At 63.2% G+C, this 26400-nt stretch carries 21 protein-coding genes; 13 read left to right on the forward strand and 8 right to left on the reverse strand.

Going from position 1 to position 26400, the window contains the following annotated elements:
* The first annotated feature begins 10 nt into the window (after nucleotides 1-10).
* The 7 genes from UP09_RS04850 to UP09_RS04880 all read left to right on the forward strand — a co-directional run bounded on the left by UP09_RS04850 (nucleotide 11) and on the right by UP09_RS04880 (nucleotide 10382).
* Complete coding sequence (locus tag UP09_RS04850) at nucleotides 11-1147, forward strand: trypsin-like serine peptidase (protein WP_044536924.1); 1137 nt, start codon at nucleotides 11-13, stop codon at nucleotides 1145-1147.
* A gap of 2 nt (nucleotides 1148-1149) precedes the next feature.
* Nucleotides 1150-3261 (forward strand): trypsin-like serine peptidase, encoded by a 2112-nt coding sequence (locus UP09_RS04855; RefSeq protein WP_082069970.1) that lies wholly within the window; start codon nucleotides 1150-1152, stop codon nucleotides 3259-3261.
* A gap of 2 nt (nucleotides 3262-3263) precedes the next feature.
* Nucleotides 3264-6647 (forward strand): hypothetical protein, encoded by a 3384-nt coding sequence (locus UP09_RS04860; protein WP_044536926.1) that lies wholly within the window; start codon nucleotides 3264-3266, stop codon nucleotides 6645-6647.
* A gap of 40 nt (nucleotides 6648-6687) precedes the next feature.
* Nucleotides 6688-6954 (forward strand): carboxypeptidase-like regulatory domain-containing protein, encoded by a 267-nt coding sequence (locus tag UP09_RS04865; protein ID WP_044536927.1) that lies wholly within the window; start codon nucleotides 6688-6690, stop codon nucleotides 6952-6954.
* 263 nt (nucleotides 6955-7217) lie between these two features.
* Complete coding sequence (locus UP09_RS04870) at nucleotides 7218-8246, forward strand: catalase (protein ID WP_197082604.1); 1029 nt, start codon at nucleotides 7218-7220, stop codon at nucleotides 8244-8246.
* A complete protein-coding gene (locus UP09_RS04875; RefSeq protein WP_156164456.1) occupies nucleotides 8194-8955 on the forward strand; it encodes a hypothetical protein in 762 nt (253 codons plus the stop codon). The genes UP09_RS04870 and UP09_RS04875 overlap by 53 nt, the downstream gene beginning before the upstream one ends.
* Nucleotides 8952-10382 (forward strand): Dyp-type peroxidase, encoded by a 1431-nt coding sequence (locus tag UP09_RS04880; protein WP_156164457.1) that lies wholly within the window; start codon nucleotides 8952-8954, stop codon nucleotides 10380-10382. The genes UP09_RS04875 and UP09_RS04880 overlap by 4 nt, the downstream gene beginning before the upstream one ends.
* 74 nt (nucleotides 10383-10456) lie before the next feature.
* Here UP09_RS04880 and UP09_RS04885 read toward each other — a convergent pair whose 3' ends face one another.
* Complete coding sequence (locus tag UP09_RS04885; RefSeq protein WP_044536931.1) at nucleotides 10457-13672, reverse strand: AAA family ATPase; 3216 nt, start codon at nucleotides 13670-13672, stop codon at nucleotides 10457-10459.
* Nucleotides 13673-13990: 318 nt separating this feature from the next.
* Entirely contained in the window at nucleotides 13991-15325 is a 1335-nt protein-coding gene (locus UP09_RS04890; protein ID WP_044536932.1) for an MFS transporter, read from the reverse strand.
* 318 nt (nucleotides 15326-15643) lie between these two features.
* Between UP09_RS04890 and UP09_RS04895 the strand changes: the two genes are divergently transcribed.
* The 3 genes from UP09_RS04895 (at nucleotide 15644) to UP09_RS04905 (ending at nucleotide 18716) form a co-directional block, all read left to right on the forward strand.
* On the forward strand, nucleotides 15644-16843 hold the full coding sequence (locus tag UP09_RS04895; protein ID WP_502689030.1) for a multidrug effflux MFS transporter: 1200 nt from the start codon (nucleotides 15644-15646) through the stop codon (nucleotides 16841-16843).
* 179 nt (nucleotides 16844-17022) lie between these two features.
* Nucleotides 17023-17895 carry a carbohydrate ABC transporter permease gene (locus UP09_RS04900; RefSeq protein WP_044536935.1) on the forward strand — a complete coding sequence of 291 codons (873 nt, stop codon included), beginning with the start codon at nucleotides 17023-17025 and terminating at the stop codon, nucleotides 17893-17895.
* Nucleotides 17896-17909: 14 nt separating this feature from the next.
* Complete coding sequence (locus tag UP09_RS04905) at nucleotides 17910-18716, forward strand: carbohydrate ABC transporter permease (protein WP_044537093.1); 807 nt, start codon at nucleotides 17910-17912, stop codon at nucleotides 18714-18716.
* On the opposite strand, the gene UP09_RS04910 is transcribed toward UP09_RS04905, so the two are convergent.
* Nucleotides 18706-19137, reverse strand: coding sequence for a DUF983 domain-containing protein (locus UP09_RS04910; RefSeq protein WP_044536936.1), 432 nt, complete (start codon nucleotides 19135-19137; stop codon nucleotides 18706-18708). The two genes, UP09_RS04905 and UP09_RS04910, sit on opposite strands and share 11 nt — an antisense overlap.
* Nucleotides 19138-19231: 94 nt before the next feature.
* Here UP09_RS04910 and UP09_RS04915 point away from each other — a divergent pair, with 94 nt between their 5' ends.
* Together UP09_RS04915 and UP09_RS04920 are read left to right on the forward strand one after the other, a co-directional pair.
* On the forward strand, nucleotides 19232-20608 hold the full coding sequence (locus tag UP09_RS04915; protein WP_044536937.1) for an aminotransferase-like domain-containing protein: 1377 nt from the start codon (nucleotides 19232-19234) through the stop codon (nucleotides 20606-20608).
* Nucleotides 20609-20715: 107 nt separating this feature from the next.
* On the forward strand, nucleotides 20716-22014 hold the full coding sequence (locus UP09_RS04920; protein ID WP_082069971.1) for a serine hydrolase domain-containing protein: 1299 nt from the start codon (nucleotides 20716-20718) through the stop codon (nucleotides 22012-22014).
* 169 nt (nucleotides 22015-22183) lie between these two features.
* Here the strand turns inward: UP09_RS04920 and UP09_RS04925 are convergent, their stop codons facing one another.
* Nucleotides 22184-22408: a hypothetical protein gene (locus UP09_RS04925; protein ID WP_156164458.1), complete on the reverse strand. Its 225-nt coding sequence runs from the start codon at nucleotides 22406-22408 to the stop codon at nucleotides 22184-22186.
* A gap of 246 nt (nucleotides 22409-22654) precedes the next feature.
* Between UP09_RS04925 and UP09_RS04930 the strand changes: the two genes are divergently transcribed.
* Nucleotides 22655-23662, forward strand: coding sequence for an NHL repeat-containing protein (locus UP09_RS04930; RefSeq protein ID WP_052832959.1), 1008 nt, complete (start codon nucleotides 22655-22657; stop codon nucleotides 23660-23662).
* 54 nt (nucleotides 23663-23716) lie between these two features.
* Here UP09_RS04930 and UP09_RS04935 read toward each other — a convergent pair whose 3' ends face one another.
* The 4 genes from UP09_RS04935 to UP09_RS04950 form a co-directional block, all read right to left on the reverse strand.
* The gene (locus UP09_RS04935) at nucleotides 23717-24184 is read right to left on the reverse strand and encodes a MarR family winged helix-turn-helix transcriptional regulator (protein ID WP_044536939.1); all 468 of its coding nucleotides are present in this window, start codon (nucleotides 24182-24184) and stop codon (nucleotides 23717-23719) included.
* Nucleotides 24181-24636, reverse strand: a complete 456-nt coding sequence (locus tag UP09_RS04940) for an EVE domain-containing protein (RefSeq protein ID WP_044536940.1) — start codon at nucleotides 24634-24636, stop codon at nucleotides 24181-24183. Before UP09_RS04940 ends, UP09_RS04935 begins: the two co-directional genes overlap by 4 nt.
* Nucleotides 24633-25061 carry an SRPBCC family protein gene (locus tag UP09_RS04945; RefSeq protein WP_044536942.1) on the reverse strand — a complete coding sequence of 143 codons (429 nt, stop codon included), beginning with the start codon at nucleotides 25059-25061 and terminating at the stop codon, nucleotides 24633-24635. Before UP09_RS04945 ends, UP09_RS04940 begins: the two co-directional genes overlap by 4 nt.
* A gap of 101 nt (nucleotides 25062-25162) precedes the next feature.
* The gene (locus UP09_RS04950; RefSeq protein WP_044536943.1) at nucleotides 25163-26395 is read right to left on the reverse strand and encodes a rhodanese-like domain-containing protein; all 1233 of its coding nucleotides are present in this window, start codon (nucleotides 26393-26395) and stop codon (nucleotides 25163-25165) included.
* Nucleotides 26396-26400 lie beyond the last annotated feature (5 nt).

The raw sequence follows: 26400 nt of genomic DNA on the forward strand, positions 1-26400 counted from the left end.
TCGCACCGTCATGAAACCGCGTTATCCGGAATCGTCCGACGAACGGGCCGCGCGGCTTGTCGGTGCGATCCGCCGGATGCGCCTGAGCGAGGGAAACACGGAATCGCTGCAACCCGTGCTGCCTTCGCAGGACAGATTCGAACGCCACATTGCTGCGCAACTGAAGGCCGCCGCGCCAGAGCATTCCGAGCTTGCCGAAGCGACTGCGGCCAGGATGGCGCGCGACGGCCTGCTCACCGCCCGCGGGCTGATCAAGGGCGATATCCGTCAGGCGGATCTCAAGCCTGAGACCATGGCCTTTACCGAGGCCGTCATCCTTGTGACCGGCCGGCCGGCATGGTTCGTGCGCCACGACACGCCGCAAACCCAGGAAACCGGCGCGGACCGCATCGCCGACGAGTTCTGGATCACCACCATGTCATTGGAGGTGAACCGCCTGCACGACATCTGCGCGCGGGTCGGTTGCATCATGCTCGGCAGTTCCGAGGACAGTCTTGCTCCGATCGCAACCGGTTGGATGATCGGCAACAATACACTCGTCACCAACGCCCATGTCGGCAAGCTGCTCGCGCGGCAAAACCTGGCATTGGCGGGCAACGATCCTCGCGACGGCTGGCGGATGATCCCGGGCAAGCGCGCCGTTGTGGATTTCGCATTCGAGAACGATGTGGATCGCAAGGTGCGGTTTGACGTCGACAACGTGATGTATGTCGAGGACAGCGAAACGCCCGATATTGCGATCTTCACGCTGAAAGTGCCGGCCGGCGGCAGCGTGCCGCCGTCGCCGATCACGCTCGATCTGGCGAAGCGGTCGAACTGGACCGACACGAAGATCTTCGCGGCCGGACACCCGGTCAAGGACCTGCAGAGCGACCGCAACGTCGTGACGGTGTTCGGCGCGCTCGACGGCACCAAGCGCTTCAGCCCGGGCTTTTGCAGCGGCGTGCTGGGGACCGATGTCCTGACGCATGATTGCTCGACCACCAACGGGTCGTCAGGAAGCCCGTTGATCGAGTTCGGCTCGCTCCAGGCGGTCGGGCTGCATTATTTCGGCAATCCCGGCGAGCGCAACGAAGCCGTCATGCTTGCCGCCGTCGCCAACCATCCGGCGATCGTCAAGAGCCTCTCGGACGGTTGGGGCGTCTAGCCATGGCAGACGGTTTTTCAAAGCAGGTTTTCCCCAAAGTATTGGCCCGATACGCGTCGTGGTCGATGATTGCAAGCGCGGTGGACGCGATCCTGCCGGCGGACACGCCAGCCAATACCCGCAAGAACTATATTCCGCTGCTGGCGCCGAACGATCTGAACGACATGCCGAAGCTGATGGAAGCCCTGGTGGCCGACCTGGAGAGCCACGCAGGCCGGATGAATCGCTTTCGCGTCGAACTCTTCAATCGCGGCGGCGGCGATCACGTCCTGAAAGGCATTCTCGCGGGGCAGATCCAAGTAGATCATGATGGGATAGCCGATCCAGGCAACCTACAGAGCCTCACGAACCGCGTGCAACCCTTCCTCAGCTCGAAGTCGTTCTTCGATGGCATGGATGCCGCGCGCTATCGCGTGTGCGCGATTTGGATCGACGACCGAGCTACCGGTCAGGCCGAGATCGTCGGCACCGGCTTTCTGATCGCTGCCGATCTCGTGATGACCGCGCGACATGTCCCGGCGAGCCATGGGTTGGTCAATGAGGTTGCTGCCATTGGCCCTGGGGGCGGGGTTGTGACGCACGATCAAATCTTGGCCGGCTCCGCCGCCCGACTGGCTTTCGTGTTCGACTATTGGTCCGCGGCGGGCCCGCTCGATATCCATGCGCCGCCGCTTGGCGTCGAGGTCGTGTGGGCGGCACCGAACTGGCTCGAATGGTCCAGCCCGCAGCATCCGAACGACGGCGTCCAACAAATATTTGGGCCACCTCCGGTGAGCGATTGCCTTGACTGCGCCGTCATCCGGCTGGCCAAGCGCGTGGGATCGGCTTCGGCAGGCTCCGGCGGTGGCCGGCTGCGCGGCTGGCAGAAGCTCAACGGTACGGCACGCCCACCGGTCCCGCGAAGCGCGCTTGCGATCTTGCAGCACCCGGGCGGCGGCGCCCAAATGTTCGACAAAGGCGATTTCGTCTCACACGATGCCGGGATCACGCGGCTATTCTATTCGACCAACGCGGCGGCGGGTTCATCGGGGTCGCCCTGCTTCGATGCCAACCCGGACGTCGTTGCCTTTCACAATGCCGGCTTTCCTGCCAACGGCCAGAACATCAGGAGCAATCAGGGGATCTTCATCGCTCCGGTGGTCGCGGCGATCGGCGCGTCGCGGCCTGCATTGCTCGCGGAATCGCAGCTACCGTTCAAGACCGACGGCGGCCTTTGGTCGCTCACCGACGATCCACACGCCCCTGAACCGATTCTGGGCCGAACCGACTTCAAGGAGGCTGTTTTCACCCTGTTCAATCCACGTGCCGCCAAGCGCGTGGTCGTGGTCGGTGAGGACAGCGCCGGCGCAGCCATCGGCAAGAACGGCAAGAGCTTCTCAACCCGGATCCTGCGCGCTATCGCGCGTCGGCGGCCCGCGACTGTCGTCGAATTCGACGCCGAGAAGATCTGCAACATGGAGCCCGAAGAATTCCTCCGCGAGCTCGGTCGACGCGTCGGACTGACCACCATGGACGGCATACCCGACAAGCCCACCGACGAGCGCCAACGAAATCGCTGGTACGCCAATCAGTTGCCCAAATGGTTTGGCGATCTCCTGACAGAACGCGCAAGCAAGGCCGGCCTGGCAGTGAGCGAGCCAAGCACCGATCAGGCCGGACCGGCGCTGGGACCACTGGTCGTCCTGCATGAATTGATCTGGATTGCGATCGATGACATTCACAAATTCCCGCCAAAGGCGGGTCTCACCGAACTGATAGCGGGAATGATCGGCGTGACCGATACCCAAGGCGTCATGGGGCCGGGCTTGCGCGCCCTGCGCTGGCTCTTGGTCGGGCATGTCCCCGATTTCGTTCGCGACAAGTCGATCGAATACGAGCTGGACACGATTTCCCAACAGACCATTGGCATTGACGCCTGGACGACATGTGTCGGCTCGGCGTTCGTCAGCTCCGGGGCAGATGACGTGCGGTGCGCTGAGATGGAAGTCAAAGCGCAGAAGATGTTCAAGTTCGCAGAAAAGAAAGGCTGGGGCGACCTTCGCGATCCCCTGCTGAGACTGAAGGCCATGGCGAGTGGCGCGGTCGATGCAATCGAAATCTTGCGCGAGAGCTAGGCATGGCATTTCTTCCGGAAGAACCTCCGATGGAGGACGTCGTCGCAGGGCTCCGCAACGCCGGCATCGACACGGACGCATTCGAACGCCGGTTGAAACGTACGCGCGACGTCGCCGAATCGATTCAGGCGACCGTCACGTCCAACGACTCTGGCAAGCTGCTCGACGCCGCGGTGCGCGGCACCTTCCTGCCCTCCGATCTCGGCTTCGCTGCGGACGAGGGCGGCTCATCCGGGCCCGATTTGAAGGAGCTGCTTGCGCAAAGCGAGGTCGTCCCGTCGCAGGGCCGCCAAATGTGGCAACTCAAATCCGCCGTCCGCCAACGCGTGCTGACACAGGCGCAATCGAATGCGCTACAGACCGCCACCGACATGGCGCCGGATCCTGCCGACCCCGAGGGCAGCATGCTGCGGCAGGTCCTCAAGGGAACGGTACCGGAACAGGGCACGCTGAGCACTCCCGAACTGCAGACGCTCGCGACCGTGTCGGATTGGCTTGCGGGAACGCAACTCGCGCCGATGCCGCCGAGCGGCGACATCCGCCGCGAGATCGCCAAGCGCGAATTGCTCGACCCGTTCCGGCTATTGGTCGGACGCAGCCTGGAAGACGGCGCCGACGGCCACAATGACCGGATCCTCGGGCGCGACAAGCAGACCGAGGATCTGCGCGCCTATGTCGGGATCGTCCCACCCGAGCAACTCAAGGATTATGTGACGCGGACGTTCCATTCGCTGTGGCAGAAGGTGTCCTCAAGCGACACTTCGAACGAGCCCCTCATTGTCGAAGGCATCGGCGGCATCGGCAAATCGAGCCTTGTCGCCAAATTCATTCTCGATCACGCACTGTTCCCGGGCCTCGACTTTCCATTCGCCTATCTCGACTTCGATCGCGCGGCTCTCGCACCGCGCGAACCGATGCAGCTGCTGATCGATATTGCCGTGCAGTTCGGTACCTGGTTTCCGCAAATCGAACCGCAACTTTCCAACCTTCGGCAGGAACTGCGCAACTCGATCGATATCCTTGCCGCCAACCCGGGAGAGCGATCGCGCGAGGATCGCACGCGTTCACGCCTGAACGCGTGCTGCTTCTCCCTCAAGACCATCGTGGAATCGGTCAACCAGGATCGGGCACCGGTCTTGCTCGTGTTCGACACCTTCGAGATCGTTCAATATGACGATGCCGCGGTGGCGGGCGTGACGAACCTGATCGCGACGCTGCGGGCGCCGAAGCCGGAGAACCAGGAGCAGCATGCGGCGCCTTGGACCAACCTGCGGATCGTGGTCGCAGGCCGGGCCGGTGCGCCGGAACTCGCAACCAGCCAGCAGCCGATCACGCTCGGGCCGCTGCCGCTTGCCGCCACGGCGCGGCTGATCGCCCGCCGCAACGAGACCGACCGGATCGGACTCACAAAACCGCAGATCAGCGCGCTGGCAAAGCCGCTGCGGGGCAGCCCGCTCGACGTGACGATCGTGATGAACTGGCTCAAGGAACGAGAGCCTTCGGAGCGAGCCAACCTGCTCGATGAGATAATCCAGGACTTGAAGGACGGCCCGAGCGAGGACGGCTCGCAGGACGGACTGCTCGACAGTCTCAGGGTGACAGGGATTCTGGTCAACCGGATGATCAAGCATCTCGGCAGCAAGGAGATCGAGGGCCTCGTTGTTCCCGGGCTCGTAGTCCGCGCCATCACACCCGAAATCATTCGCCACGTCATGGCGCCGGCCAGCGGCCTCATCGACAAGCCCGACAGCCTGCCGAAGGGCGCGGAGAAAAGGCTGTTCGACCTGCTCGCGCGCGAACGCTGGCTGGTCAACGCCGCGGGCGATGGCGTCGTGCGGCACCGGCCGGAAGTCCGGCTGGCGATGCTGGATTTGATGCGCCGGCGGGATCGGCAGAAATTCGAGGACGCCAATCGGATTGCGGCCGATTATTTCCGCGAGCGCGCGGTGACGAGCAACGATGCGCGAGCAGAGACGATCTATCATCTCCTGCTCGGCGGCGATCTCAACATCGAGGAGGCAGATAGGCTCTGGACGCCGGCGGTCGGCCCGCTTCTCGCCGGCGCCGTTGTCGACCTCAGGGGCCTTGCCCAAATCTATCTCAAGGCCCGGCTCGGCCGAAGTGTTGGCATGCAGGCGCTGCAGACGTTGCCAACCTCCGTCCAGCTCGGAGTGCTGGTCTCGTTCGGCAAGCGCTTCCTGCAGCGCGGATTGATCGCCGGCTTGAAGGACGTGATCGACGGGGTGCAACAGTCGGAAAAGAATCCTCCCGAGCTGCTCGGCCTGCAATGGGAAACCCTCTATCGATCCGGCCGCTGGCGAGCGTTGCGCGACACGGCAGGTTGGCAACTATCGAGTGGAGTCCTTGCCCAAGCGATCGAGGCGCTACGGGCCAGCAATTTTGACACCGCGCGCACGATCGATGAACAGGCCGGATCACCGCTGCGATTTGCATTGCGCCTGGCGACCCGCGATCCGCAGATGGCCGAGCAAACCCTGAAGGCAGGTTTCGCCCTGCCTGACCTCGACATCGGCCACGCCTCGAAGCTGAACGAACCATTCTGGGACCTGTCCGCCTTCGTCATCCACTCCGCCGTCAGCTTCCCCGACTTCGGGCACCGTGAGCTCAGTCGAAGGCTGATGGATACGATTACCGTCATGAGCGCGCAGAACCGCAGACTGCCGGCGGCGGCAACGACCAGCGGCGCATTGCGTGTCCTAGTTTTCCACGACGATCAGCCGGAACGCGGCATCATGCGGCGGTTGGACTTCGAGAGCTATTTCTCCACCGTCTGCGGTCTCGAGTTGCAGGGCCTGCAGAAGGCCCTTGCGGCAACGCTCGATGACAGGGACCTGAAAGGCGCCCCGGCTCCGCTGCACGATCTTCGGGCGCTTGCGGATGATTTCCTGAACCAGACGTCAAGTTACGCCATCACATCCGTCATCGCGGACTCGTCGTTGACCCGGCAGTTTGCCACGGTCGCCCGCGCGATCGTGGAAACCGGCTCGCAGCGCGGCGCGGTGGGCATCTTGCGGATACTTGCCCTCACGCACCCCGACTGGCTCGAACCGCTCGGGCACGCCCTGACCCGCGCGTTCGACGGCAAGGTGCCGAGCCAGAGCACCTGGTGGTCGTCGGTGGAAAGCTATTTCGGATCCAGCAAGCCGCGCTGGCGCGGCAGGGAATTGTCCGACGGCCACGAGATCCTCGCGCTGGCCGACGAAGCCGGCAGCCTGCCCGAAGCGATTACGGCCTATTCGAAGCTGGTCGATCGCAGGAGCGCACGATCGTCCGATTTCGTCGAGCTTGTCGATGCATTCGGCAAGTGGCAGGCTATGCTGGCAAAGGCTGTGGAGGGAACGCATCCGACGCCCTACGCCGCGTAGCCTCCGTGAATTCATCTCGTTCCCGGGCGCCTCGTTCAACATGCCAACCCAGTTTCGCAAGCGGGGAATTGTCGTCGACGCCGGCGGGCGCCCCGTCGCGGGCGCGCTGATCGCCGTCGTGCACGGCACCGCGGCCGTGCCGGAAATCGGCATTCGCGCCGACGACCAGGGAACATTCTATCTGTCGCTGCCGGCAGGATCGTTTACGGTCGAAGGCCATTCACCCGATGGAGCTCGCGGCAGGATCGACATCGACGTAACCGATAGCTCCTCCGAGGAGCCGCTGACGTTGCGGCTAAGCAGATAACGCCCCCGCGTCGTGAACGTTCAGCCGGCAGGCCGGTGCTGACGACGCCGGATAGTGCGATGGCGAAATTGAAGGCGATGCTCGGGGTCGGTTAGGGATCGCGCGGCGCTCAATTCGGCAAACTTTGTGAACCACATCACACATCCGGCCGGCGATCGAATGTACCATTGAGGCCAGGGGCGCAGGCTGAATTCGATCGACAACGCTAAAGCACTGAGCGCACCAACGGCACACCCTCAGCGGTCCGTCCAATGGAGCGGGGCATGGTCGATGCATCGGTATCACAGCGGCTCGTCCAGGCCATCATTGACAATTTGCCGAAGCCCGTCCCCGGTCAGCGGCCGGTTCACACGCTCGGCATCGGCGTGGAAGGCAAATTCGTGGCGTCGGATGTGGCGCGCACCTATTGCATCGCAGAGCACTTCAATGGCACGCCTGTCGACGCTTCGGTGAGGTTCTCCAACGGATTGGGTGGACCGGACCGGCACGATGGATGGTCCGATGTCCGGGGCATGGCGACACGTTTTCATCTGTCGAACGGGCTGGCGAGCGACCTGATCGGCACGACGCTCGGCGAATTCTTCGTCCGCAATGTCGATGACTTCTTCGAATTCTCGAAGATCGCGAAGCTGGCGCCATATAAAAAAGAATGCTGGTTGCAGAAGATTCGCGACCTCTTGCAGCTCAAGTTCCCTCCGCGCAATCCGTACCCGGGCGAAACCGAGAGCGTCGATGCGGGCGCGCTGCGTTATGCCGACCTGCACCGGTTCGCCCAGCTCGGCGTATTTCAGGTCGGCCTGATCGGCGCGCCGGTGAGCTATGTCCGCGCGGCCTATCACGCCGCCCACACTTTCTGGGTGACGGCCCCCGATGGCGTTCGCCGCCCCGTTCGCTTTTCCTGGCAGCCGGTCGCAGGCGTTTGCAACACCGATCCCAAGAAGGCGCCGCGCGATGACTATCTGCGCGAGGAACTGCGAGAGCGCCTGCAGCGGTGGCCGGCCCGATTCATGCTCATGATGATGATCGGCGAAGCGGGCGATGCGCTCGACGATTGCACAAAACCCTGGCCGGGAACACGAACCCGGATCGCGATGGGCACCCTCACGCTGACCAAGGTGGCCGACAATCAGGAAGAGGCCGGCGAACGCATCAGCTTCAATCCCAACCGTCTCGCGCCCGGCATCGACCCCTCCGAGGATCCGATCCTCAAGGCCCGCTTGGGCGCCTACGAGGTCTCGCGTGAAATGCGCGGCGGGTGTCCCTTCAAGTGGAGGCCGGATAATGCCAAGTGAAGGAGGCTTGCTCGATCGGTTTGTGGACTGGCTGCCAACGACCCTCTTCTTCAAGCGGGCGGCGTCATGGATCCTGGTGCCCTACTGGGCGCACAAGACGCCGGTGAAGCCTCTGCCCGGTGGTCCGCATCCGTCGTTCGAGCACGGTGACAATGTCCAGTGCATGATGAATCTAATCATGCCGCTCAAGGTCAAGTCGCCGATCGGACGGGCGGAAGCCGCGCTGGCGATCGCGCAAAACAAGGATGCGATCTATGCCGGATTGAACAATGTCGGCACCGTGCATTTCGCGCGCTTCGTCATCGTCGGCGACAATATTTGCATGTTCTCCGTCTATGACGGGGATTTCACCAATTACATTCGTGACTTCATCGCCACGATCGGCAGCGTGTTCAACGCCGTCGTGGCACTCGTCGAAGACGGAGAGGACGTGACCCCTTGCGAGAAGAATGTCGACGCGTTCATCCAATGGATCCACGAGCGCGACTTGTACCAGGTGCCCGACACCGCCACCGATTTTCTGAGAGACCAGGAAGCCTTGAACGGTGACACGGCTATGTCTGGTAATCATGACGATCTGACCCTGCTTCCGCGCAAACTGGTCCTCCAGCTCCGCGCCAATCCGAACGTCTCGCTCGGCAACGGCTACCGGGCCTATCCCGGATTTTCGGCGGCTCAGGTCCGCGAACGATTGGAGTTAGGCTGGTGAGCGCCATGGTCAAGTTAGCTGATCTGCAGGGCAATATCTTGCGTGGCTACACCAAGAAGCCGCACGTGCGCTACCTCATCCTGGAAGTCGCCAATCCCGCGGCGGCCCGGCGCTGGCTCGCCGCCTCGACATCCGGCCGCAGCGACGGTGTTCCGCAGATCACGAGCGGAGACTGGGGGGCAAGCAAGCCGGACACCTGTTTCAACATCGGCCTGACCTACGAGGGATTGCGCACCCTCGGCACACCGAGCGCTTCGCTCGAGATGTTCCCGAACGAATTCATCGAAGGCATGACCGCCCGCGCCTTGAAGCTCGGGGATGTCGGGCCGAGCGCGCCGGAAACCTGGCCGGCTCCCTTCAACGAGCCCAAGCGGATCCATCTCATCGCGACGATCTACGCCGAGCAGCCCGAGCAGCTGAACGACGTCCAGAAGCGCGCCCTCGCCGACACGAGCGCCGTCACACTGGTCGGCACCCGCGAGGGCTACAGCTTCCCCGATGACCGCGTGCACTTCGGCTACCGCGACAACATCATGCAACCAAGGTTCGAGGGCGTTCATGACGCGGATCGCTATGCCGACGGACAACCCAAGGCTCCGCTCGGCACCGTGTTGCTGGGGTATCGGACCAACCTGGAAGGTTTGAGGTGGCGGGTTCCTGAACCCGAAGAGTTGGGACACAACGGCACCTTCAACGCCTTTCGCGTGTTGAAGCAGGACGTCGCAGGCTTCGAGGCGTATCTCGATCAGGCCGCCGACGAATTGCTCAAGCAGCCGCAGGCCGTCGGCGAATTGCTGCCGCCCGGAGCTGAAGCGAAAATCGGCAAAGTCTTCTCGATCGAAGGCGTGACGCCTCGTAGTGCCTTGCGCGAGGTCGTCGCCGCCAATTTGTGCGGCCGATGGCGCGATGGCACGCCGCTGGCCCTCTCGGCGGACGTGCCTGATCCCGAACTGGTCAAGGCGGCGAATTTCGACTACGTCGGCGAGTCCCGTTGCCCCTTTGGAGCCCATATCCGCCGGAGCAACCCACGCGGTGGAAAGATCGTGCAACGGGTGGCGAACAACAGCCGGCGCCTTGTCCGGCGAGGCGTACCTTACGGACCAGCCTATGATCGGACACAGCCGCGCCAACTCGAACCGGAGCGCGGCCTGCTGGGCAACTTCATAGGGGCAAACCTTGGCGCCCAGTTCGAGGCCATGTCCTGCGATTGGCTGAACCTTGGCCTGCAGGATCCGCGCCTCACCGGATCCAACGATGCGCTCACGGGTGCCAACGGTACCGACAGCAGCTGGTTCGACTTGCCGCTCAAGTCCGGCAGCACGATCCGACTGCGCGGATTGCCGCGATTTGTCTCGACGCAGGGCGGCGCCTATGCGTTCCTGCCGAGCCTCCGGGCGATCCGCTATTTGGGATCGCTAACGACGTAAGCAAGCCAAACAGGCCGAGGGCCATTCGGCGGCCCTAAAGCGCGATGATGATTCAACCCTCATCGCGCTTTAGATCAGCACCTCACGAGGTCGTCAGCCTCACGCAGATCGCGGGACGTTTCCGCAGATGCAAATTTCGCCCGGGTCGATATCAGCAGGTCTCGTGCTTCGGCCCGTTTGGATGCGCTCTCGCCGGCGCCGGCCAAGCGCGCGATGCTGATCGCCGTGCGCAATTCCCAACCGACCGCCCCGAGCTTCCTGGCAGAGGCAAGCGAGCGTTTGAACAAGCGCATGGCAGCCCGGTCGTCTCGCAATGGTTCCTGACACATCAGCGAGCCGTGGATCCGATAGATCTCGGCAGCAGCCCAGCGCTCGCCAGTTTGCTTCACCAGGGACTCAGCCGAAGCCGCGAAGCTTCGAGCCCTTTCTATCTGCCCGATCCGCCCGAATTCCGTGGCGAGCAGAATTCGATAGAGCGGAACCTGAATGCACCGATTCTCGGCGGGTAGTTTTCCGAGCAGGCCGCACAGTTGCTCGAGCACTTCCGGCGCAGAGCCTCGTGCAGCTAGCGCAGAGGTCGCCCACAAGGGACCAATGACCCGGTACATCGGATAGCCATACTCATCGGCGACCTTCAGGCCGCGTTCGACGCTGGCAAGGTTGGCCGCAAGATCGCCCTCATACCAGTGATCGGACACGCCAAGAATGGAAGCAAATGCCAGCATGAAGGGATGCCCGATCTCATTCGCGAGCTGCCGCGCCGTCTCACAGCACTCTCTGGCCCGGCCGGGCCGACCCAACAGCCATTCGATGTGTCCGGAATAGACGAGCGACACGATCAATGGATCATGCTGATAGATCTGGACCAGCTTGCCGTGATCACGAGGATTGTAGCGGGCGCTGATCAGAGCGGCGAGTTCGCTCGCCTGCTCCAGACGACCGAGAAAGAAATTGGCGATCAGGGCCGCGGTGTACGCCATGAGGGCAGCCTCGTCGTCGTGCCACTCCTCGGCCCTCCGGACGAAATCCTCCGCATGTTCGAGGCCCTTGGTGAGCTCGCAGTTTACCAGCTTCGCTATGGTACTTCCCCACAGCACCGTCGCCTTCTCGCGAACGGTGCCATGGCTCGCACAAAGCTTGAGTGCACGCGTGTAGGATCCATAGACGTGCGGATCCGACCACCCTGCGTTTGCGGTATAGGCCATCGCCAGGTTGGACTGCAGCGCGATTTCAGCCTCGAAGCGCTGTTGTGAAGCGGGCAGCCTCGGAATCAGCGAGAGGCCTTCGCGCAGATGGGCCACGGCCTCCTTGGTGGCTGATCGGCGGAGGGCCGATTTGCCGGCCTGAAGCCAGGCCTCGATCGCTTCCGGAATGTTGCCTGCGCTCGCATAGTGATAGCCGAGCACGGCGGGCTGACTGCTCTCTCGGATCGCGGCCTCCTGAAGCAGCCATGATGCGACGCGCGCATGGAGCTCGCGCCGCTCCTCCTTGAGGAGCGAGGAGTAGGCGACTTCCTGTATCATCGCGTGCTTGAATGCGAAGATGGCGCCTTGGGACTCCTCGATGCGATACACAATCTCTGCGCTCTCCAGTGCCCGCAACGCGTGTTTCAGCGTCTGGTCTTTGCCTGGAAGTACGTTGAAAATACCTTCATAACTGAATTGCCTCCCGAAGACGGAGGCGATCTGGGCGACACGCTTGGCCGGACCAAGGCGATCAAGGCGCTCCATCAGTGAGTCTTGAATGCTCGACGGCACCAACGGTTCGGGCAATTTCCTGCTCACCGTCAAACCGTCAGTGGCGCGCTCGATCGCGCGGGCATCGATCACGGCCCGCGTAAACTCCTCGATGAAAAGTGGCACGCCATCCGTTCTTGCAACGATCTGGCTGGTGATCCGGTGTGGGACGATATCGCTGCCTGCAACGGCGGCCACCATTTGCTCGCATTCGCGCGGTGCCAGCTTTTGCAGAGCAATGCGTCGAACTGCCGAGCCCGACAACCAGTCTGCCTGGTAGTCATCGCGATGTGTGATCAGGATCATAACCCGCTCGCCGGAACAGCGAGCTGTGATGCGCACCACCAGTTCGATGGTGGTCGGGTCGATCCACTGGACGTCCTCCGCGACAACCAATATGGGCCGCTTGCGCGAGGCCGCGATGAGAACATCGATGAACACCTCGAAAGCCCGGTCGCGCTCAAAGGGAGATCCGAGATCCACGGGTTCGTATTCCGGGCAGGCGGGTATCGACAGGACAGCTCCGTAGTAGCTGAGTGCGTCCGCGACGTTGGGGGCTTCTCTTGCCAAAAACGAGCGCAATTTTGCCAATGCGAGTTCTGCGTCGTCGGCCTCCTGGATGCGGGTCACGCGCCTGAGCCTCTCGATTTCCGGGGCAAGCGGCGTGTTGACGTGGAACGGCGAGCATTGCAGCGACACAACGCTGCGCCGAGCCGCATCAAGGGAGCTGCGGAACTGGCGGATCAGGCGTGACTTGCCTATGCCAGGTTCGCCGGAAATGACGCCGACCTGTCCTGAGCCCGCTACCGCCTGCCGCCACATCTCGTCGAGCAGTGCGCTTTCGCTGGCTCGGTTAATCATCGGAGCAAGAGGCAACCTCTGCGCCCTGTCGAACCTGCTCTCGCTGGACGCGAGAGCTTCCGCACTCCAGGCGTCGACCGGCTCCTCCACCCCCTTGAGCGATCGTCTGCCAAGCGGCGCGTAGCTGAACGTTCGGCGGGTCAGCTCGTAAGTGCTCGCACCGACCACGACACCATTCTCACTGGCGAGCCCTTGCAGGCGGGCAGCGACATGCGCGGAGCTGCCGAACACTTCCCGCCGCTCGGGGGGCTCGCCGGGCACGCTGCCGACGACCACCAACCCCGTGTTGACCCCGATCCGCACACCAAGGCGGACGAAGCCGCCATCGGACAACGGAAACTGATGTTCCTTGATCGCCGCGGCGACCGCCAGCGAAGCGCGCACCGCGCGTTCGGGATCATCTTCATGGGCCTGCGGCACGCCAAAATATGCCAACAATCCGTCGCCGATCAGTCTGGCGATATGACCGCCGTAGCGGCGAATCTCCTCGTCGCAGATATCGCGGTAGGTTTTGATAATCGCAAAGAATTCTTCGGGATCGATGCGCTCACTCAGGGGGGTCGAGCCGACGATGTCGACAAATGCCACGGTAAGCTGGCGGCGTTCGGCATGCGGGGCCTCGCCCCCGCCGTTGGTCGGCGACCGCGTCCACTGAAGTGTGTCCGCCTGATCCGGATTCGGCAGGCTGTTCATGACGCCACCATGTCCCGTTTCCGCCGTAGCTGCCGCGAGGCTGGATAGACCGCAAGCCTCCGGTTGACGCTGCCGAGCTGCCTGTACTCAGGCAGGCAGCTCCAAGGATTGAACACCATGCGCTCGCAGTCGTACAGCTGATTCGCGCCGGAAAACCCTGCTTTGGAATGGCGATGCGTGAGGGCGGGTCGACCACTTGGGTCAAAGCCGGAAATCCCGGGCGGCTTCGACGTAATCCACCGCAGATGGCGGATTGCGCCGGAGCCTGTCGTCGGGCCGCGCTTCGCGCGGACCCGTCGGGCTAATCCGCCTTACTGGTTACCCGCCCGCGTCGTTGACGTTCAGATCGACGCCCTGCGGATCCTTGATCGTGGACACCGTCACCAGCGAGATCACCGCGAGCACCGCGATGTAGACGCCGACCCGCCAGGATTCGCCGTAGGTCCCGATGATCCATTGCGCGATCATCGGCGCGAAGGCGCCGCCGAGGATGGCGCCGAGCGCGTAGCCGATCGAGACGCCGGAATAGCGCACCTTGGCCGGAAACAACTCGGCATAGAGCGCCGCCTGCGGACCGTAGGACAGGCCGAGCGCAACCGTGAGGCCGACGGCGCCGAGGAAGAACAGTGGCAGGCTCTTGGTGTCGATCAGGAACCACATCGGCACCGCCCACAGCACCATCAGCCCGTAGCCGATCTGGAAGCACCTGACGCGCCCGATCTTGTCGCCGAGGATGCCGCCGAGCAGCGTGAAGATGAACCAACTCACGGCCGCCAGCGTGCCGCCGAGCAGCAGCTGCTCCGACGGCATCTTCAGCGTGTTGGCGCCGTAGCTGATGATGAAGGCGATCAGGATGTAGCCGGCCGCGTTGTTGGCCATGAAGATCAATGCGGTGCGCAGGATCTCCTTGCTGTGGTTGCGGAACAGCTCCTTGATCGGCGCCGCCGATTCCTTGCGCCGGAGCTGCATCGCCTGGAACACCGGCGATTCCTCGACGGTCCGGCGGATCACGATGCCGACCACGATCAGCAGGATCGACAGCAGGAACGGGATGCGCCAGCCCCACTCGATCATCGCCTGCTTGCCAAGGCTCGCCGTAAGCAGCCACAACACGCCGGTCGCCAGGATCATGCCGAGCGGCGTGCCGATCTGCGGGAACGAGCCGAAGAAACTGCGCCGGTCGCGCGGTGCCGATTCCACAGCCATCAGCGCCGCGCCGCCCCACTCGCCGCCGGCCGAGAAGCCCTGCAGGATGCGCAGCAGGATCAGGAGCGCCGGCGCCCAGGCGCCGATCTGCGCGTAGGTCGGCAGCATGCCGACCAGCGCGGTCGCAGCCCCCATCAACAGCAGCGTGACGACGAGCATGTTCTTGCGCCCGAAGCGATCGCCGAGATGACCGCAGACGATGGCGCCGAGCGGGCGGAACAGGAACGACAGGCCGAGCGTCGCAAACGACACGATCTGCGCCAGCAGCGGATTGTTCTGGTTCATCGGCGCGAAGAACAGTGCGCCGAACACCAGGCCTGCCGCCTGCGCGTAGACGAAGAAGTCGTACCATTCGATCGTGGTGCCGACGAGCGTCGCGGTGAGGACCTTGCGTTCCTCATCCGACAGTTCAGCGCCGCGCGAGCGCGCGGACAGTTCGATGGACATGTGGCCTCCCCCGTACCCGTTTTTACTCTCGCAGGATCGACATCCGCCGCGACGCGCAGGCCCTGCGAGGTTCTGGTGGCTGAGATAGCAGAACTTCTCGCACGGCACGAGCAAAATGGTTGCTCATGCAACCGTATTTGGGGCGAAAAACGTCCTTCAACCGGTCCTGACTGGGCTACCTCACCTGTGACCGCCGGGCACCCATCCCAAAACGCGGATTGTGCAGCGCAGCAAGATCGCTATGATTCAGGCTCCCCAAGAGGTCGATAAGTGTCTGACATCAATGCCGATGCCTGGGTCTCCTCAGGCCACCGCCCGATGGGCTTTCCTGAATTCGTCATCATTATTGCTTCCATCATGGCGCTGAACCCGCTGGCGATGGACATGATGCTGCCGGCGCTGCCGAACATCCGCTCCGCCTTCGGCATCGTCGACGCCAACCGTCCGCAGCTGGTGCTGTCGATCTTCCTGGTCGGCTTCGGCGTCGGCCAGTTCGTCATGGGCCCGCTGTCGGACCGCTTCGGCCGCCGTCCCGTGCTGCTCGGCGGCATGACCGTCTACACCATCGCCGGCCTGCTCGCGATCATGGCGCCCTCGCTCGAGACGCTGCTGTTGGCGCGCGCGCTGCAGGGCCTCGGCACCGCGGCCACCCGCGTGATCGCGACCTCGATCGTGCGCGACTGCTACGCCGGACGGCGGATGGCGAGCGTGATGTCGCTGGCGATGATGGTGTTCATCGCCGTCCCCGTGATCGCGCCGTCCTTCGGCCAGGCGGTGATGCTGCTGACGCATTGGCGCGGCATTTTCGTCATCCTGATGATCTATGGCGTGATTGCGCTGGCCTGGAGCGCGCTGCGCATGCCGGAGACGCTGGCGCCGGAGAACCGCAAGTCGCTGGCGATCCCGGACGTGCTCGCCGCGTTCCGCCAGACCGTCACCACCCGCCAGACGCTCGGCTACGCGCTCGCCGCCGGCGGCGTGCAGGGCGCGCTGTTTGCCTTCGTGTTCTCCTCACAGCAGATCTTCACCGAGGTCTTCAAGCTCGGGCACTATTTTCCGCTCGCGTTTGCCGCGATCGCGGTCGGCGTCGCGGTGGCGGGCTTCCTCAACTCGCGCATTGTCGGCCGCATCGGCATGCGCGTGATCTCACACGCCGCGATATCGGGCTTTGTCGTCGTCGCTGCGGTGCTGCTCGTCGCTGTCAAGACTGAGACGCTGTCGCTGCCGCTGTTCATGGCGCTGGCGGCGCTGATGATGTTCGCGTTCGGGCTGATGATGGCGAACTTCACCGCGCTTGCGATGGAGCCGCAGGGCAAGATCGCCGGTACCGCCTCCTCGCTCTACGGCACGATCACCACCCTGCTGGGGATCGGGATCGGCACCACGATCGGCCAGGATTACGACGGCACGCTGCTGCCATTCGCGACCGGCTTCTTCCTCTGCACGCTCGCCGCACTCGCAGTGGTGCTGGTGACGGAAAAAGGCCGCATGTTCCGGCCGCATCATCACCCGGTCTGAGTATCCCTAAGATCGGGCAACGGGCCCGGTCTCCGTACTGACTTTGCGGCATGTTCGAGAGCCTCCTCACCAACTGTTGCATCCACCCAAATGATTGCATATCGGCCCTCGTGGAGCGCGCATCCCCGATGCTGTGGCACATCCTTTGTGTCAACGCCCGACGCTCATCGGCGGAGTAGATGAAACCTTTTGATAATCGAGCATGGCTTTTCATGCTTCCTGCGGTTGCGGTCCTGTTGTTCGTCGGCATTGTTCCGCTCGTCACAGTCTTCAACTACTCCTTCTTTGATATATTCTCCCTGCAGCAGTTAAACTGGGTCGGCGTTCAATGGTATCGCGACATCCTGTCGACCGAACGATTCTATGACGCCCTCGCTCGAAGCGTTGTTTTTTCCGCGATTGTTCTTTGCGTCCAGATTCCGCTTGGCGTCGGCATCGCGCTGATACTGCCTCGCGGCGGCTGGCGTCAGAGCGTTGCCCTGATGTTGTTGGCGGCCCCACTGGTCGTCCCGTCGAACATGATCCCGATCATGTGGCTGAACCTGATCAGTCCCGCAGGATTGGCGGGGCGCACCTTCGCCTGGCTCGGTATTGCCTTCGACTACAAGTTCAACGCCATCCATACATGGTTGGTGCTCGTTATCATGGATACCTGGCACTGGTTGGGGCTGGTGGTGGTCCTTGCCTATTCAGGCTTGTCGGGCATCCAGCCTGCCTTCTACCAGGCCGCTGCGATCGATGGCGCCTCGCGATTCCAGATATTCCGGCATATCGAGCTACCGAAGATCGGCGGCGTGCTATCCATGGCGCTGCTTTTGCGCTTCGTCGACAGCTTCATGATCTACACGGAGGCATTCCGCATCAACGCCGGCGGGCCAAACGGGGCGACCACTTTTCTCAGCCTTGACCTCGGAGAAGACATCCAGGGTTTTAATTACGGCATGGCGGCAGCACGGTCGATGATCTACTTCCTGATGATCCTGATTGTCGCGTGGTCCTTCAAGACAACGATGGACGGCCGCAAAAAACTTCAAACCGTGAATCGCGCATGATGGGCAGTCAAGACATGTCCCGCCGAAACACGGCAAGGTCGCTTCTGATATTGCTCGCGTTTCTTGCCCTCGCGGCCTTTATCCTGCTTCCCTTTGCGCAGACGCTGATCGTCAGCTTTACCTCGACCTTGCCGCGGGATGGCATTCCTGAAGGCCGCTTCAGCCTCGTCAATTATCTGAACGTTATTCGATCGCCCGCCCTGACATCCTCGATTCTCAATTCGTTTCTCTATGTCATGATGAACGTCGCGCTCTGCCTGACCGTTGCATTGCCTGCAGCGTATGCCTTTGCGCGTTATGCGTTCGTCGGTGACCGGCATTTTTTCTTTATGCTGCTGACTTTCCGTATCACGCCACCGGTGGTGCTCTCGTTACCGATCTTCGTTCTCTTTGCTCAGTTCAATCTGGTGAATTCCCCGATAGGGATTGCGCTAGTCCACTGCCTGTTCAACATCCCAATTGCGATCTGGATTCTCGAAAGCTTCATTGCGGCGGTCCCAACCGAATTTGACGAGATGGCGTACCTCGACGGTCACTCATGGCTGTCGTTCTTCTTTCGTCATCTCATCCCGGCCATCGCTCCGGGCATCGGCGTCTCAGCTTTCTTTTGCTTTATCTTCTCCTGGGTCGAAGTCGTTTTCGCACGCATCCTCACGGTGACGGCGGGCAAGCCAATCACAATGGCGATCAACGCGTTGTTCAGCTTCCGGACAGACATTGGCCTGGTCATGGCCATGACCGTCATCTCGCTTCTGCCAGGATTGGGAATGATCTATTTTGTGCGGAACTACATCTCCCGCGGCTTTATCATTAAAGCCTGACCGACAGGTCGTTGTGCGTCGCGTTGCGTGCCCGCACCGGCGCCATACGCCGGCGCGACGCCGCAAATCCCTCCATCCCCAACTGCCATTGCAGACCGACGATCGCGCCTTTAGTCGGCTGCAGCAGCCCGAGCGCGCTGAACAGCGTGAAGGGCAGCCAGATCGCCAGTTGCAGCCAGGCCGGCGGTGCGTAGGCCATCTCCATCCAGAGCAGCGCCGGCACCACGATGTGGCCGACCACGACGATGACGAGATAGGCCGGAAAATCGTCGGCGCGCTGCGGGGTGAAATCCTCTGCGCAGACCTCGCAATGGTCGGCCACTTTCAGGAAGCGGCCAAACAGATGGCCGCGCCCGCAGTTCGGGCACTTCATCGAGAAGCCGCGCAACATCGCCTTTGGCAGTGAAACCGTCTCGCTCATTGTCGTAATCCTTGGCCGTCGTCCTTGACCTGATCTGATGATCCATACAATATGAATTCTGAGACCTACAATCAAAGACAATGTGCCGGATTGCATGGATTGGATCCCTACAGTTTCCGAATGGCACGGCCCGATGTTCCTGCGCATCGTCGATGCGCTCGCGGCCGATATCGCTGGCGGCCGGCTGCTCCGCGGCCAGCGGTTGCCGACCCACCGCGCACTGGCCTCGGCGCTCGACATCGATCTCACCACGGTGACGCGCGCCTATGGCGAAGCGCGCCGGCGCGGATTGCTGGATGCGCGCGTCGGCCAGGGCACCTTCGTCTCGGAGACCACCGCGCGCGCCGTCTCGGATTTACCTGCCCCCGTCAATATCGATTTGTCGATGAACCTGCCGCCGCAGCCGGTCGAGGCCAATCTCGATCTCCGCATCGCGCAGGGATTGGCGACGCTGCGTTCAGAAGCCGGCTTTTCCGCCTATCTCGGTTACGCGCGTCCTGGCGGCAGCGCCAATGAGCGCGAGGTCGCTGCAGGCTGGCTGCAACCGCGCGTGCCGCAGGCATCGGCCGACCGCATCGTGATCTATCCGGGATCGCAGGCGATCATCTTCAACGCCCTGCTCGCGCTGACATCGCCCGGTGACGTCGTGTTGACGGAAGCCCTGACCTTTCCCGGTATAAAAGCCGCCGCGGCGCGGCTTGATGTTCGTCTCGTCGGCGTCGCGATGGATGCGGAAGGCGCGCGTGCCGACGCGCTTGACGACGCCTGCCGCAAGCACAAGCCGAAGGCGGTCTATCTGGTGCCGACGCAGCAGAACCCGACGACAGCGACGATGAGCGCTGGCCGTCGCAAGGCGATCGCCGCTATCATCCGCAAACGGAACTGCGTGCTGATCGAGGACGACGTCTACGGCCCGCTCGAACCACAGATCGCGCCGATCGCGACCCTGATCCCCGAACGCACCTACTTCGCCGCAAGTATCGCAAAATGTATCGCGCCGGCGCTGCGGGTCGCCTATCTGCTGGCGCCCGATCAGGCCGCCGAGCAGCGGATGCGCGCCGGCCTGCAGGCCACCATGCAGATGCCACCGTCGCTGATGGTCGCGCTGGTCACGCAATGGCTGCGCTCCGGGGTGGCCTCCGAGATCATCCGCGCCATCCACAACGAGGCGGCGGCGCGGCAGCAACTCGCGACCCGTTTCCTCAAGGGCGTGAGCTATGCGGCACGGCCGGCGAGCCATCATCTCTGGATGCCATTGCCGAAACATTTCGACGGCACCGACCTGCTGTCGCATTTGATGCGCAACGGCCTGGCTGTCGTCGGCGAAGATGCCTTCGCGGTGGGAGCACCAGCGCCGCGCGGCCTGCGCGTGTCGCTCGGCGCTGCGCGCAACCGGGCCGAATTGAGCCAGGCGCTGCAGGTGCTGTCGGGCGCGGTTCGCACGCCGGTCGGTGCGGCACAGATCGTGTAAAATTGGTCAACCGTCGCGGGAATAATACCGCCCAAAAATGCTATGTTATGCGGGGTGCCCGCGTTAGAACTTTGGCATTCGGGACATCAGGCAGGGCGCAACTATAGATGTCATGCGGGTATGATTGGACCGTCCATGCTGTCGCCCGAGCGCTTCGCGCGGCGACAACGACGATCACGTGTCTTGCAGCAGTCACAATCGGCTCCGCGCACGCGTCCGACATCCCAGCCCCGTCGCCGGAAAAGCTCGAGCGCATCACCGCGTTCTTCAACAACGAGGTCGAAAGCGGACGCATTCCTGGCGCCGTCATCCTGATCCAGCAGCACGGCAAGCCGGTCTATCTGAAGAGCTTCGGCTTCCGCGATGTCACGACCAGGGCGCCGATGACGCCGGACACGATCTTCGCACTGCATTCGATGACCAAACCGATCACCAACGTCGCTGCGATGATGCTCGTCGATGAGGGCCGGCTGTCGCCGCAGGACCCGCTGTCGAAATACATCCCGGCGTTCGCCGACGTCAAAGTGGGCATGGAGCCGCCCAACGACAATGATTTGAGTACGCTGGAACTGGTGCCGCCGATCCGCCCGATCACGATTGCCGACCTGATGCGGCACACCTCCGGCATTACTTACGAATATATCGGCGCACAATGGATCCAGAAGCTCTACCGCGAAGGGCATCTGTTCGATGGCCCATTCGACAATAAGGAATTCGTTGCGCGGCTGGCGAAACTGCCGCTGTCGCGGCAGCCCGGCACGCTCTGGCGCTACGGTCATTCCACCGACGTGCTGGGACGCGTCATCGAGGTCATCACGGGCAAGACGCTCTATCAGTTCGAGAAGGAGCGCATCTTCGATCCGATGCGGCTAAAGGACACAAAATTCGTGCTCGACAGCGACGACGAACGCGCGCGAGTCGCGAGGCCGCTGCCATCGGACACGATCCTGCTCGACGGCGAGCGTGACCGGCTCGCGCATCCCGAGTGGGAATCCGGCGGCGGCGGGCTATCGTCCACCATACTGGACTATGCCCGCTTCGCCCAGATGCTGCTCGACCGCGGCGAGCTCGACGGCAAGCGCTATCTCAGCCCTGCCGCCTTCAAGGACATGACGACGGATCATATCGGGCCGGGCTCCGGCGTCGGCCGCGACTATTGGTACTTTCCCGGCGATGGCTTTGGCTATGGCTATGGCATCGCCGTGCGCACCGATCCGGGGATCGCCAAGCCGCCGCCGGCCGGCTCGATCGGCGAGCTGAAATGGGACAGCGGCAGCGGCACTTATTTTGGCGTCGATCCGAAGCTCGACATGGTCTACGTCATGCTGGAGCAGACCCAGAACGAGCGCAGCCGGATCACGCCGGCGTTCAAGAAACTGGTCTACGACGCGTTCGGAACTGAGTAGGCGGCCATTGGAGGCTCGTCATTGCGAGGAGCGCTTGCGACGAAGCAATCCATCTATCCCATGCGCGGCGAGATGGATTGCTTCGCGGAGCCTGTCATCGGGCGCGCGTTCGCGCGACCCGTTGGCTCGCAATGACGGCGCCCTGGCATCCACTTCGCTCGAAAGCGCTTTAGACACGCCGCTCGCGCGTTGGCCACTTCCGGTGGACCATCTCCCGCCGGCGCCGTGCCGCAGCCTCGATCAGGCTTGCCGTGCAGTCATTGCAAACGAAGCCGCATTCGTCCGTGAACAGGCCGATCCGGGCGTCGAAGCCGATCACCGCATCGTCAGCTACACCATCGATGACGCCGCCGCAGCCCATGCATCGGTGCTGCGAGGCCAACTCACGTTCCATGACGCGACCCCTTCTGCCATCGGCTGCTTCCCACTCGCTATATACTAACGTATATATCGATGGCGACAAGGCAGGCGGGTGAAACAATCCGGTCGGGAACCTGCAAGTTCAATAAGCCGTCGACCGGCGACGATCGCCTTACAATTCCTGCCTGGTCGGACCAGAGCGTTTTCGAGCGAAGTGGATACCGGTTCGCGTGAAGGAAACGCGTCAAAACAAGAATCTAGCCCATCAGGAAACGCCAACATGACAAAACAAAAGTGCGACGCGGGACATCCGCGCGCAAAGGGAGACCTGCTCAGGATCCGTCGCGCATCTGCACTCAGTGCGGCGGCCATCATCCTCACGCTCGGGACAGCCTGCGCCGCACGCGCCGAGACGGCTCCGGTCGGTGTTCCCGACAAGAGCTTTCCAGAGAGCGTCACCTCGACGTCCGACGGCGCGCTCTATGTCGGCAGCTTCAATCTCGGCGGGGTCACGAAGATTCCGGCGGGCGGCAAGCCGGAGCAACTGGTCAAGCCGGGCGCCGGCGACAGCCGCTCGACGCTCGGCGTGCTTGCCGACGAGAAGAGCGGCACACTCTATGTCTGCTCCAACGACATCTCTGGCTTCGGCGTCGCAGGTCCGAGCGAGACCAAGGGCGCCTGGCTGAAAACCTTCGATCTCAAGAGCGGCGCGCCGAAGGGCAGCTTTGCCCTGAGCGATCCAAAATCGCTCTGCAACGACATCGTGGTCGGCAGCGACGGCACCGCCTATGTCAGCGATTCCTTCACGCCGATCGTCTACAGCCTGAAGCCCGGCGGCACGGCGCTGGCGACCTTCGCCACCGATCCACAACTGGCGCCGGCCAAGGACGGCGTCGGGCTCGACGGCATCGCCATCGGCGCGGACGGCAATCTCTATGTCACGTCGTTCGTGCCGGCCAAGCTGTTCCGGATCGAGGTCAGGGACGGCAAGGCGGGCGCGGTGACGGAGCTGAAACCGTCGCGGCCGCTCGACCACACCGACGCCATGCGCGCCTATGGCAACGGCTTCCTGCTGATCGAGGGCAATGGCAAGCTCGACAAGGTCACGGTCAAGGGCGATGCAGCCGAGATCGACACCATCAAGGACGGCTTTGCCGAGCCGGTCTCGGTGACGCAGGTCGGCGACGTCGGCTGGGTCGCCGAGGGCAAGCTGTCCTACATCATCGGCGACAACAAGAAAAACGACCCGGGTCCGTTCAAGCTGACGCCGATCGCACTGCCGAAGTAGCGATCGGGCCGGCGATGAACGCGCGCGGGATGGACGAGTCGTCCGCCCCGCGCGCTAGCCGTCGCCCGCAAGCGTTTGCAGCAGCTTGACGAGGCCGCCTGCGTCATTGCCCACCGGACGAAAGAACGCGGCATCGGTTTCCTCGACAACGACCACCGCCTTCTGCGCCAGGGCGCCCCCCGCGCTTGTCACGGCGATCAGTTTCGCCCGGGGATCATCGGGGTGTTGATGTCGCGTCAGATATTTCAGGGATTCGAGCGAGCGCACGACCTGCGATGTCGTCATCGGGTCGACGCCGGTGAGTTCGCCGATCCGCGCCTGGGTCAGCGGCTCCTTCTCGCCGAACCAGGTGGCGCAGGCCAGGATCACAAACTGCGAGTGCGTCAGACCGAGCGGCTGCAGCGCTGCACGCTGCCGGCGCTGCCACGCGTTGGAGACCCGCCACAGCAGGAAACCGGGGCTCTCCGCCGGGCCGGAGAAGCGCGTCGGCAGCGGCGGGGCCGTTTGTTTTCGGGTCGTCATGCCGGCACCGGTACTTTCGAGTCCGCTACTTTCAAGTCCTGTACTTTCAAGTTCATGGCACGCGCGATGGTCGCAAAATCACCCGGCGTCAGCAACAGATGTCCCCGACGCAGCGCCATGCCCCAGTTCGGCTGGGCACAGAGATCGAGGCGGTCCTTGAGATCGGCGAGCGGAACCTCGCGCGCAGTCGCGTAGCGCACGCGGCGGCGGAACGGCACAAAGCCGCCGCTCATATCGTGCTCGAAAACCTCATCGTCGGCGACCTCGCCGATGGCCGTGAAGGCGCGCAGCGCCTCGCCGCCCATCTCGATCGTCGGCGAGTAGTAGATCAGCCAGTCGCCCGGGCGCATCCGCCGCAGCGGCTGCGCCTTGCCGTGGCACACTTGTGCAAAACCGCCCGCAACGCCGCGCTGCACATGGCTGCGCGACACCACGCCGAGCCAGCCGGTCATGACCGCCTCCCTTCCGCTGCGGCAACGAGCGCTGCAAGAACGTCGGGGAAATCGGCCGAGATCATCGGACCGACCTCGGCTGCCCCCTCGCCCCGTGCATCGACCGCGTAGGTGATGCGGGTGTGCGACGGGTCGAGCCGCTCGATGCGATGCGCGACTGCAATGACAAGATCACCGACGCGGGTCTCGTCGACAAAGCATTCGTTCTCGCGCACCTCCGTCAACACGGAGCGAAGCGCTTCCTCGCCAGGCGGTTTCATGACGAAGCCGGTGCCGGCCGCAAACGGGCCCTCGAGGACGATCGACTCGATCCCGGCGTTCCAGCGCGTCCAGCCGGTCACGTCCCGGAATAGCGCCCAGATCGTCTCCGGGCTCACCGTGGTCTCGATGCTGAATTGGGTCTGCCAGGCGGATTGCGCGTCCATGGTGCTCGCTCCCTGTTTGGTAAGTGAACTTATTATAAGCGCACTTAGTATTTGGATGCAAGCCCTATGTGGCGCCGCATGAGGCGATCGGACACCCCTTCTCAGATCACGTAAAACCCGTGCGTCCCGTCGCGCCTGAGCTGTTCGACCAGGCCATATTCCCAGTCGAGATAGGCCTGCATCGCCGCCTCCGCGACCGCGGTGCCTTCATAGGGGCGCCGGTAGCGGTGTGCGGGATCGGGTTTGGGCAGGACTTGCGGCGGTCCGGCGTCGAGCGGGCCGTCATAGCCGCCATCCAGCACGTAGATGTCCCAGCCCATCTGCGCGAGCCAGGACGCCGTCATATCGGCGCGGATGCTCCTGTCGTCGGACAGCACGATGCGCGCACCGCGCACTGGCGCCGCCATGTCGATCTCCTGGACGAGCTGGCCGCCGGCGTAATGGCGGAAGCCGGCGAGATGGCCGGACGCGTACTCATCTGCATCACGCACGTCGAAGCGATAGAGCGTGCGCGTGTCGTCGGCCTGCAGCGCGGCCAGTTCGCGGATGCCGATATGCCGGACACCGGCGCGATAGGCGACGTCACGCGCATTGTCCTTTGCACCGTCAAATGGTCCGATATCGCCGCGCTTGTCGGAGCCGTGCTCGAGGCCGTGTTTGGCGAGCGTCCAGCCGATCGTGCCGTTGCGCAATGCCCGCACCTTGTTGGGCAGCCCCGCATTGATCAGCGATTGGGTCCCGATGATCGAGCGGGTTCGCCCCGCGCAGTTGACGATGATGGTGGTGTCAGGATCGGGCGCGGCGCGACCCGCACGCAGCACCAGTTCCGCGCCGGGCACGCTGACCGAGCCCGGGATGTTCATGGTGGCATATTCGTCGAACCGCCGCACATCGAGGATCGCGATATTGGCCTTCGCTGCGATCAGGGACGCGACCTCGTCCGCGCTCAGCGACGGTGTGTGGCGCCGCGCCTCGACCAGTTCGCCAAACGCCTTGGCGTAGGAATTGACGTCCTGGAACACCTCGTAGCCTACTGACCGCCAGGCCTGCAGGCCGCCGGCCAGCGCGCGAACGTTGCCATAGCCCAGCGCCTGCAATTGGTCCCTTGCGGCGTCAACCAGCCCTTCACCATCATCATAGAGAACGATCGGCACATCCTTGCGCGGCAGCCGCAGGTCGGCCTCGATCGCAATCCGGCCAGCCGCCATGTTGGCGGCAAACAACGGATGGCCGGTGGCAAAGGCCGCCTCATGCCGGAGATCGAGCAGCGCGATCTCCTGGCGCAGCAGCAATGCTGAGCGGATGTCCTGGGGCGTGGCGGCGTGACGCGTCATGGAAT

This window comes from Bradyrhizobium sp. LTSP885 (genome assembly GCF_000938305.1).
Lineage (GTDB): Bacteria > Pseudomonadota > Alphaproteobacteria > Rhizobiales > Xanthobacteraceae > Bradyrhizobium.

Excerpts from the sequence above, each read along its gene's own strand:
- UP09_RS04950 (WP_044536943.1), bottom strand. The coding sequence starts at position 26,395 with ATGACGCGTCACGCCGCCACGCCCCAGGACATCCGCTCAGCATTGCTG.
- UP09_RS04940 (WP_044536940.1), bottom strand. The coding sequence starts at position 24,636 with ATGACCGGCTGGCTCGGCGTGGTGTCGCGCAGCCATGTGCAGCGCGGC.
- UP09_RS04865 (WP_044536927.1), top strand. The coding sequence starts at position 6,688 with ATGCCAACCCAGTTTCGCAAGCGGGGAATTGTCGTCGACGCCGGCGGG.
- UP09_RS04895 (WP_502689030.1), top strand. The coding sequence starts at position 15,644 with ATGGGCTTTCCTGAATTCGTCATCATTATTGCTTCCATCATGGCGCTG.
- UP09_RS04930 (WP_052832959.1), top strand. The coding sequence starts at position 22,655 with ATGACAAAACAAAAGTGCGACGCGGGACATCCGCGCGCAAAGGGAGAC.
- UP09_RS04855 (WP_082069970.1), top strand. The coding sequence starts at position 1,150 with ATGGCAGACGGTTTTTCAAAGCAGGTTTTCCCCAAAGTATTGGCCCGA.
- UP09_RS04890 (WP_044536932.1), bottom strand. The coding sequence starts at position 15,325 with ATGTCCATCGAACTGTCCGCGCGCTCGCGCGGCGCTGAACTGTCGGAT.
- UP09_RS04900 (WP_044536935.1), top strand. The coding sequence starts at position 17,023 with ATGAAACCTTTTGATAATCGAGCATGGCTTTTCATGCTTCCTGCGGTT.
- UP09_RS04860 (WP_044536926.1), top strand. The coding sequence starts at position 3,264 with ATGGCATTTCTTCCGGAAGAACCTCCGATGGAGGACGTCGTCGCAGGG.
- UP09_RS04850 (WP_044536924.1), top strand. The coding sequence starts at position 11 with ATGAAACCGCGTTATCCGGAATCGTCCGACGAACGGGCCGCGCGGCTT.
- UP09_RS04885 (WP_044536931.1), bottom strand. The coding sequence starts at position 13,672 with ATGAACAGCCTGCCGAATCCGGATCAGGCGGACACACTTCAGTGGACG.
- UP09_RS04925 (WP_156164458.1), bottom strand. The coding sequence starts at position 22,408 with ATGGAACGTGAGTTGGCCTCGCAGCACCGATGCATGGGCTGCGGCGGC.
- UP09_RS04910 (WP_044536936.1), bottom strand. The coding sequence starts at position 19,137 with ATGAGCGAGACGGTTTCACTGCCAAAGGCGATGTTGCGCGGCTTCTCG.
- UP09_RS04870 (WP_197082604.1), top strand. The coding sequence starts at position 7,218 with ATGGTCGATGCATCGGTATCACAGCGGCTCGTCCAGGCCATCATTGAC.
- UP09_RS04945 (WP_044536942.1), bottom strand. The coding sequence starts at position 25,061 with ATGGACGCGCAATCCGCCTGGCAGACCCAATTCAGCATCGAGACCACG.
- UP09_RS04905 (WP_044537093.1), top strand. The coding sequence starts at position 17,910 with ATGTCCCGCCGAAACACGGCAAGGTCGCTTCTGATATTGCTCGCGTTT.
- UP09_RS04920 (WP_082069971.1), top strand. The coding sequence starts at position 20,716 with ATGTCATGCGGGTATGATTGGACCGTCCATGCTGTCGCCCGAGCGCTT.
- UP09_RS04935 (WP_044536939.1), bottom strand. The coding sequence starts at position 24,184 with ATGACGACCCGAAAACAAACGGCCCCGCCGCTGCCGACGCGCTTCTCC.
- UP09_RS04915 (WP_044536937.1), top strand. The coding sequence starts at position 19,232 with ATGGATTGGATCCCTACAGTTTCCGAATGGCACGGCCCGATGTTCCTG.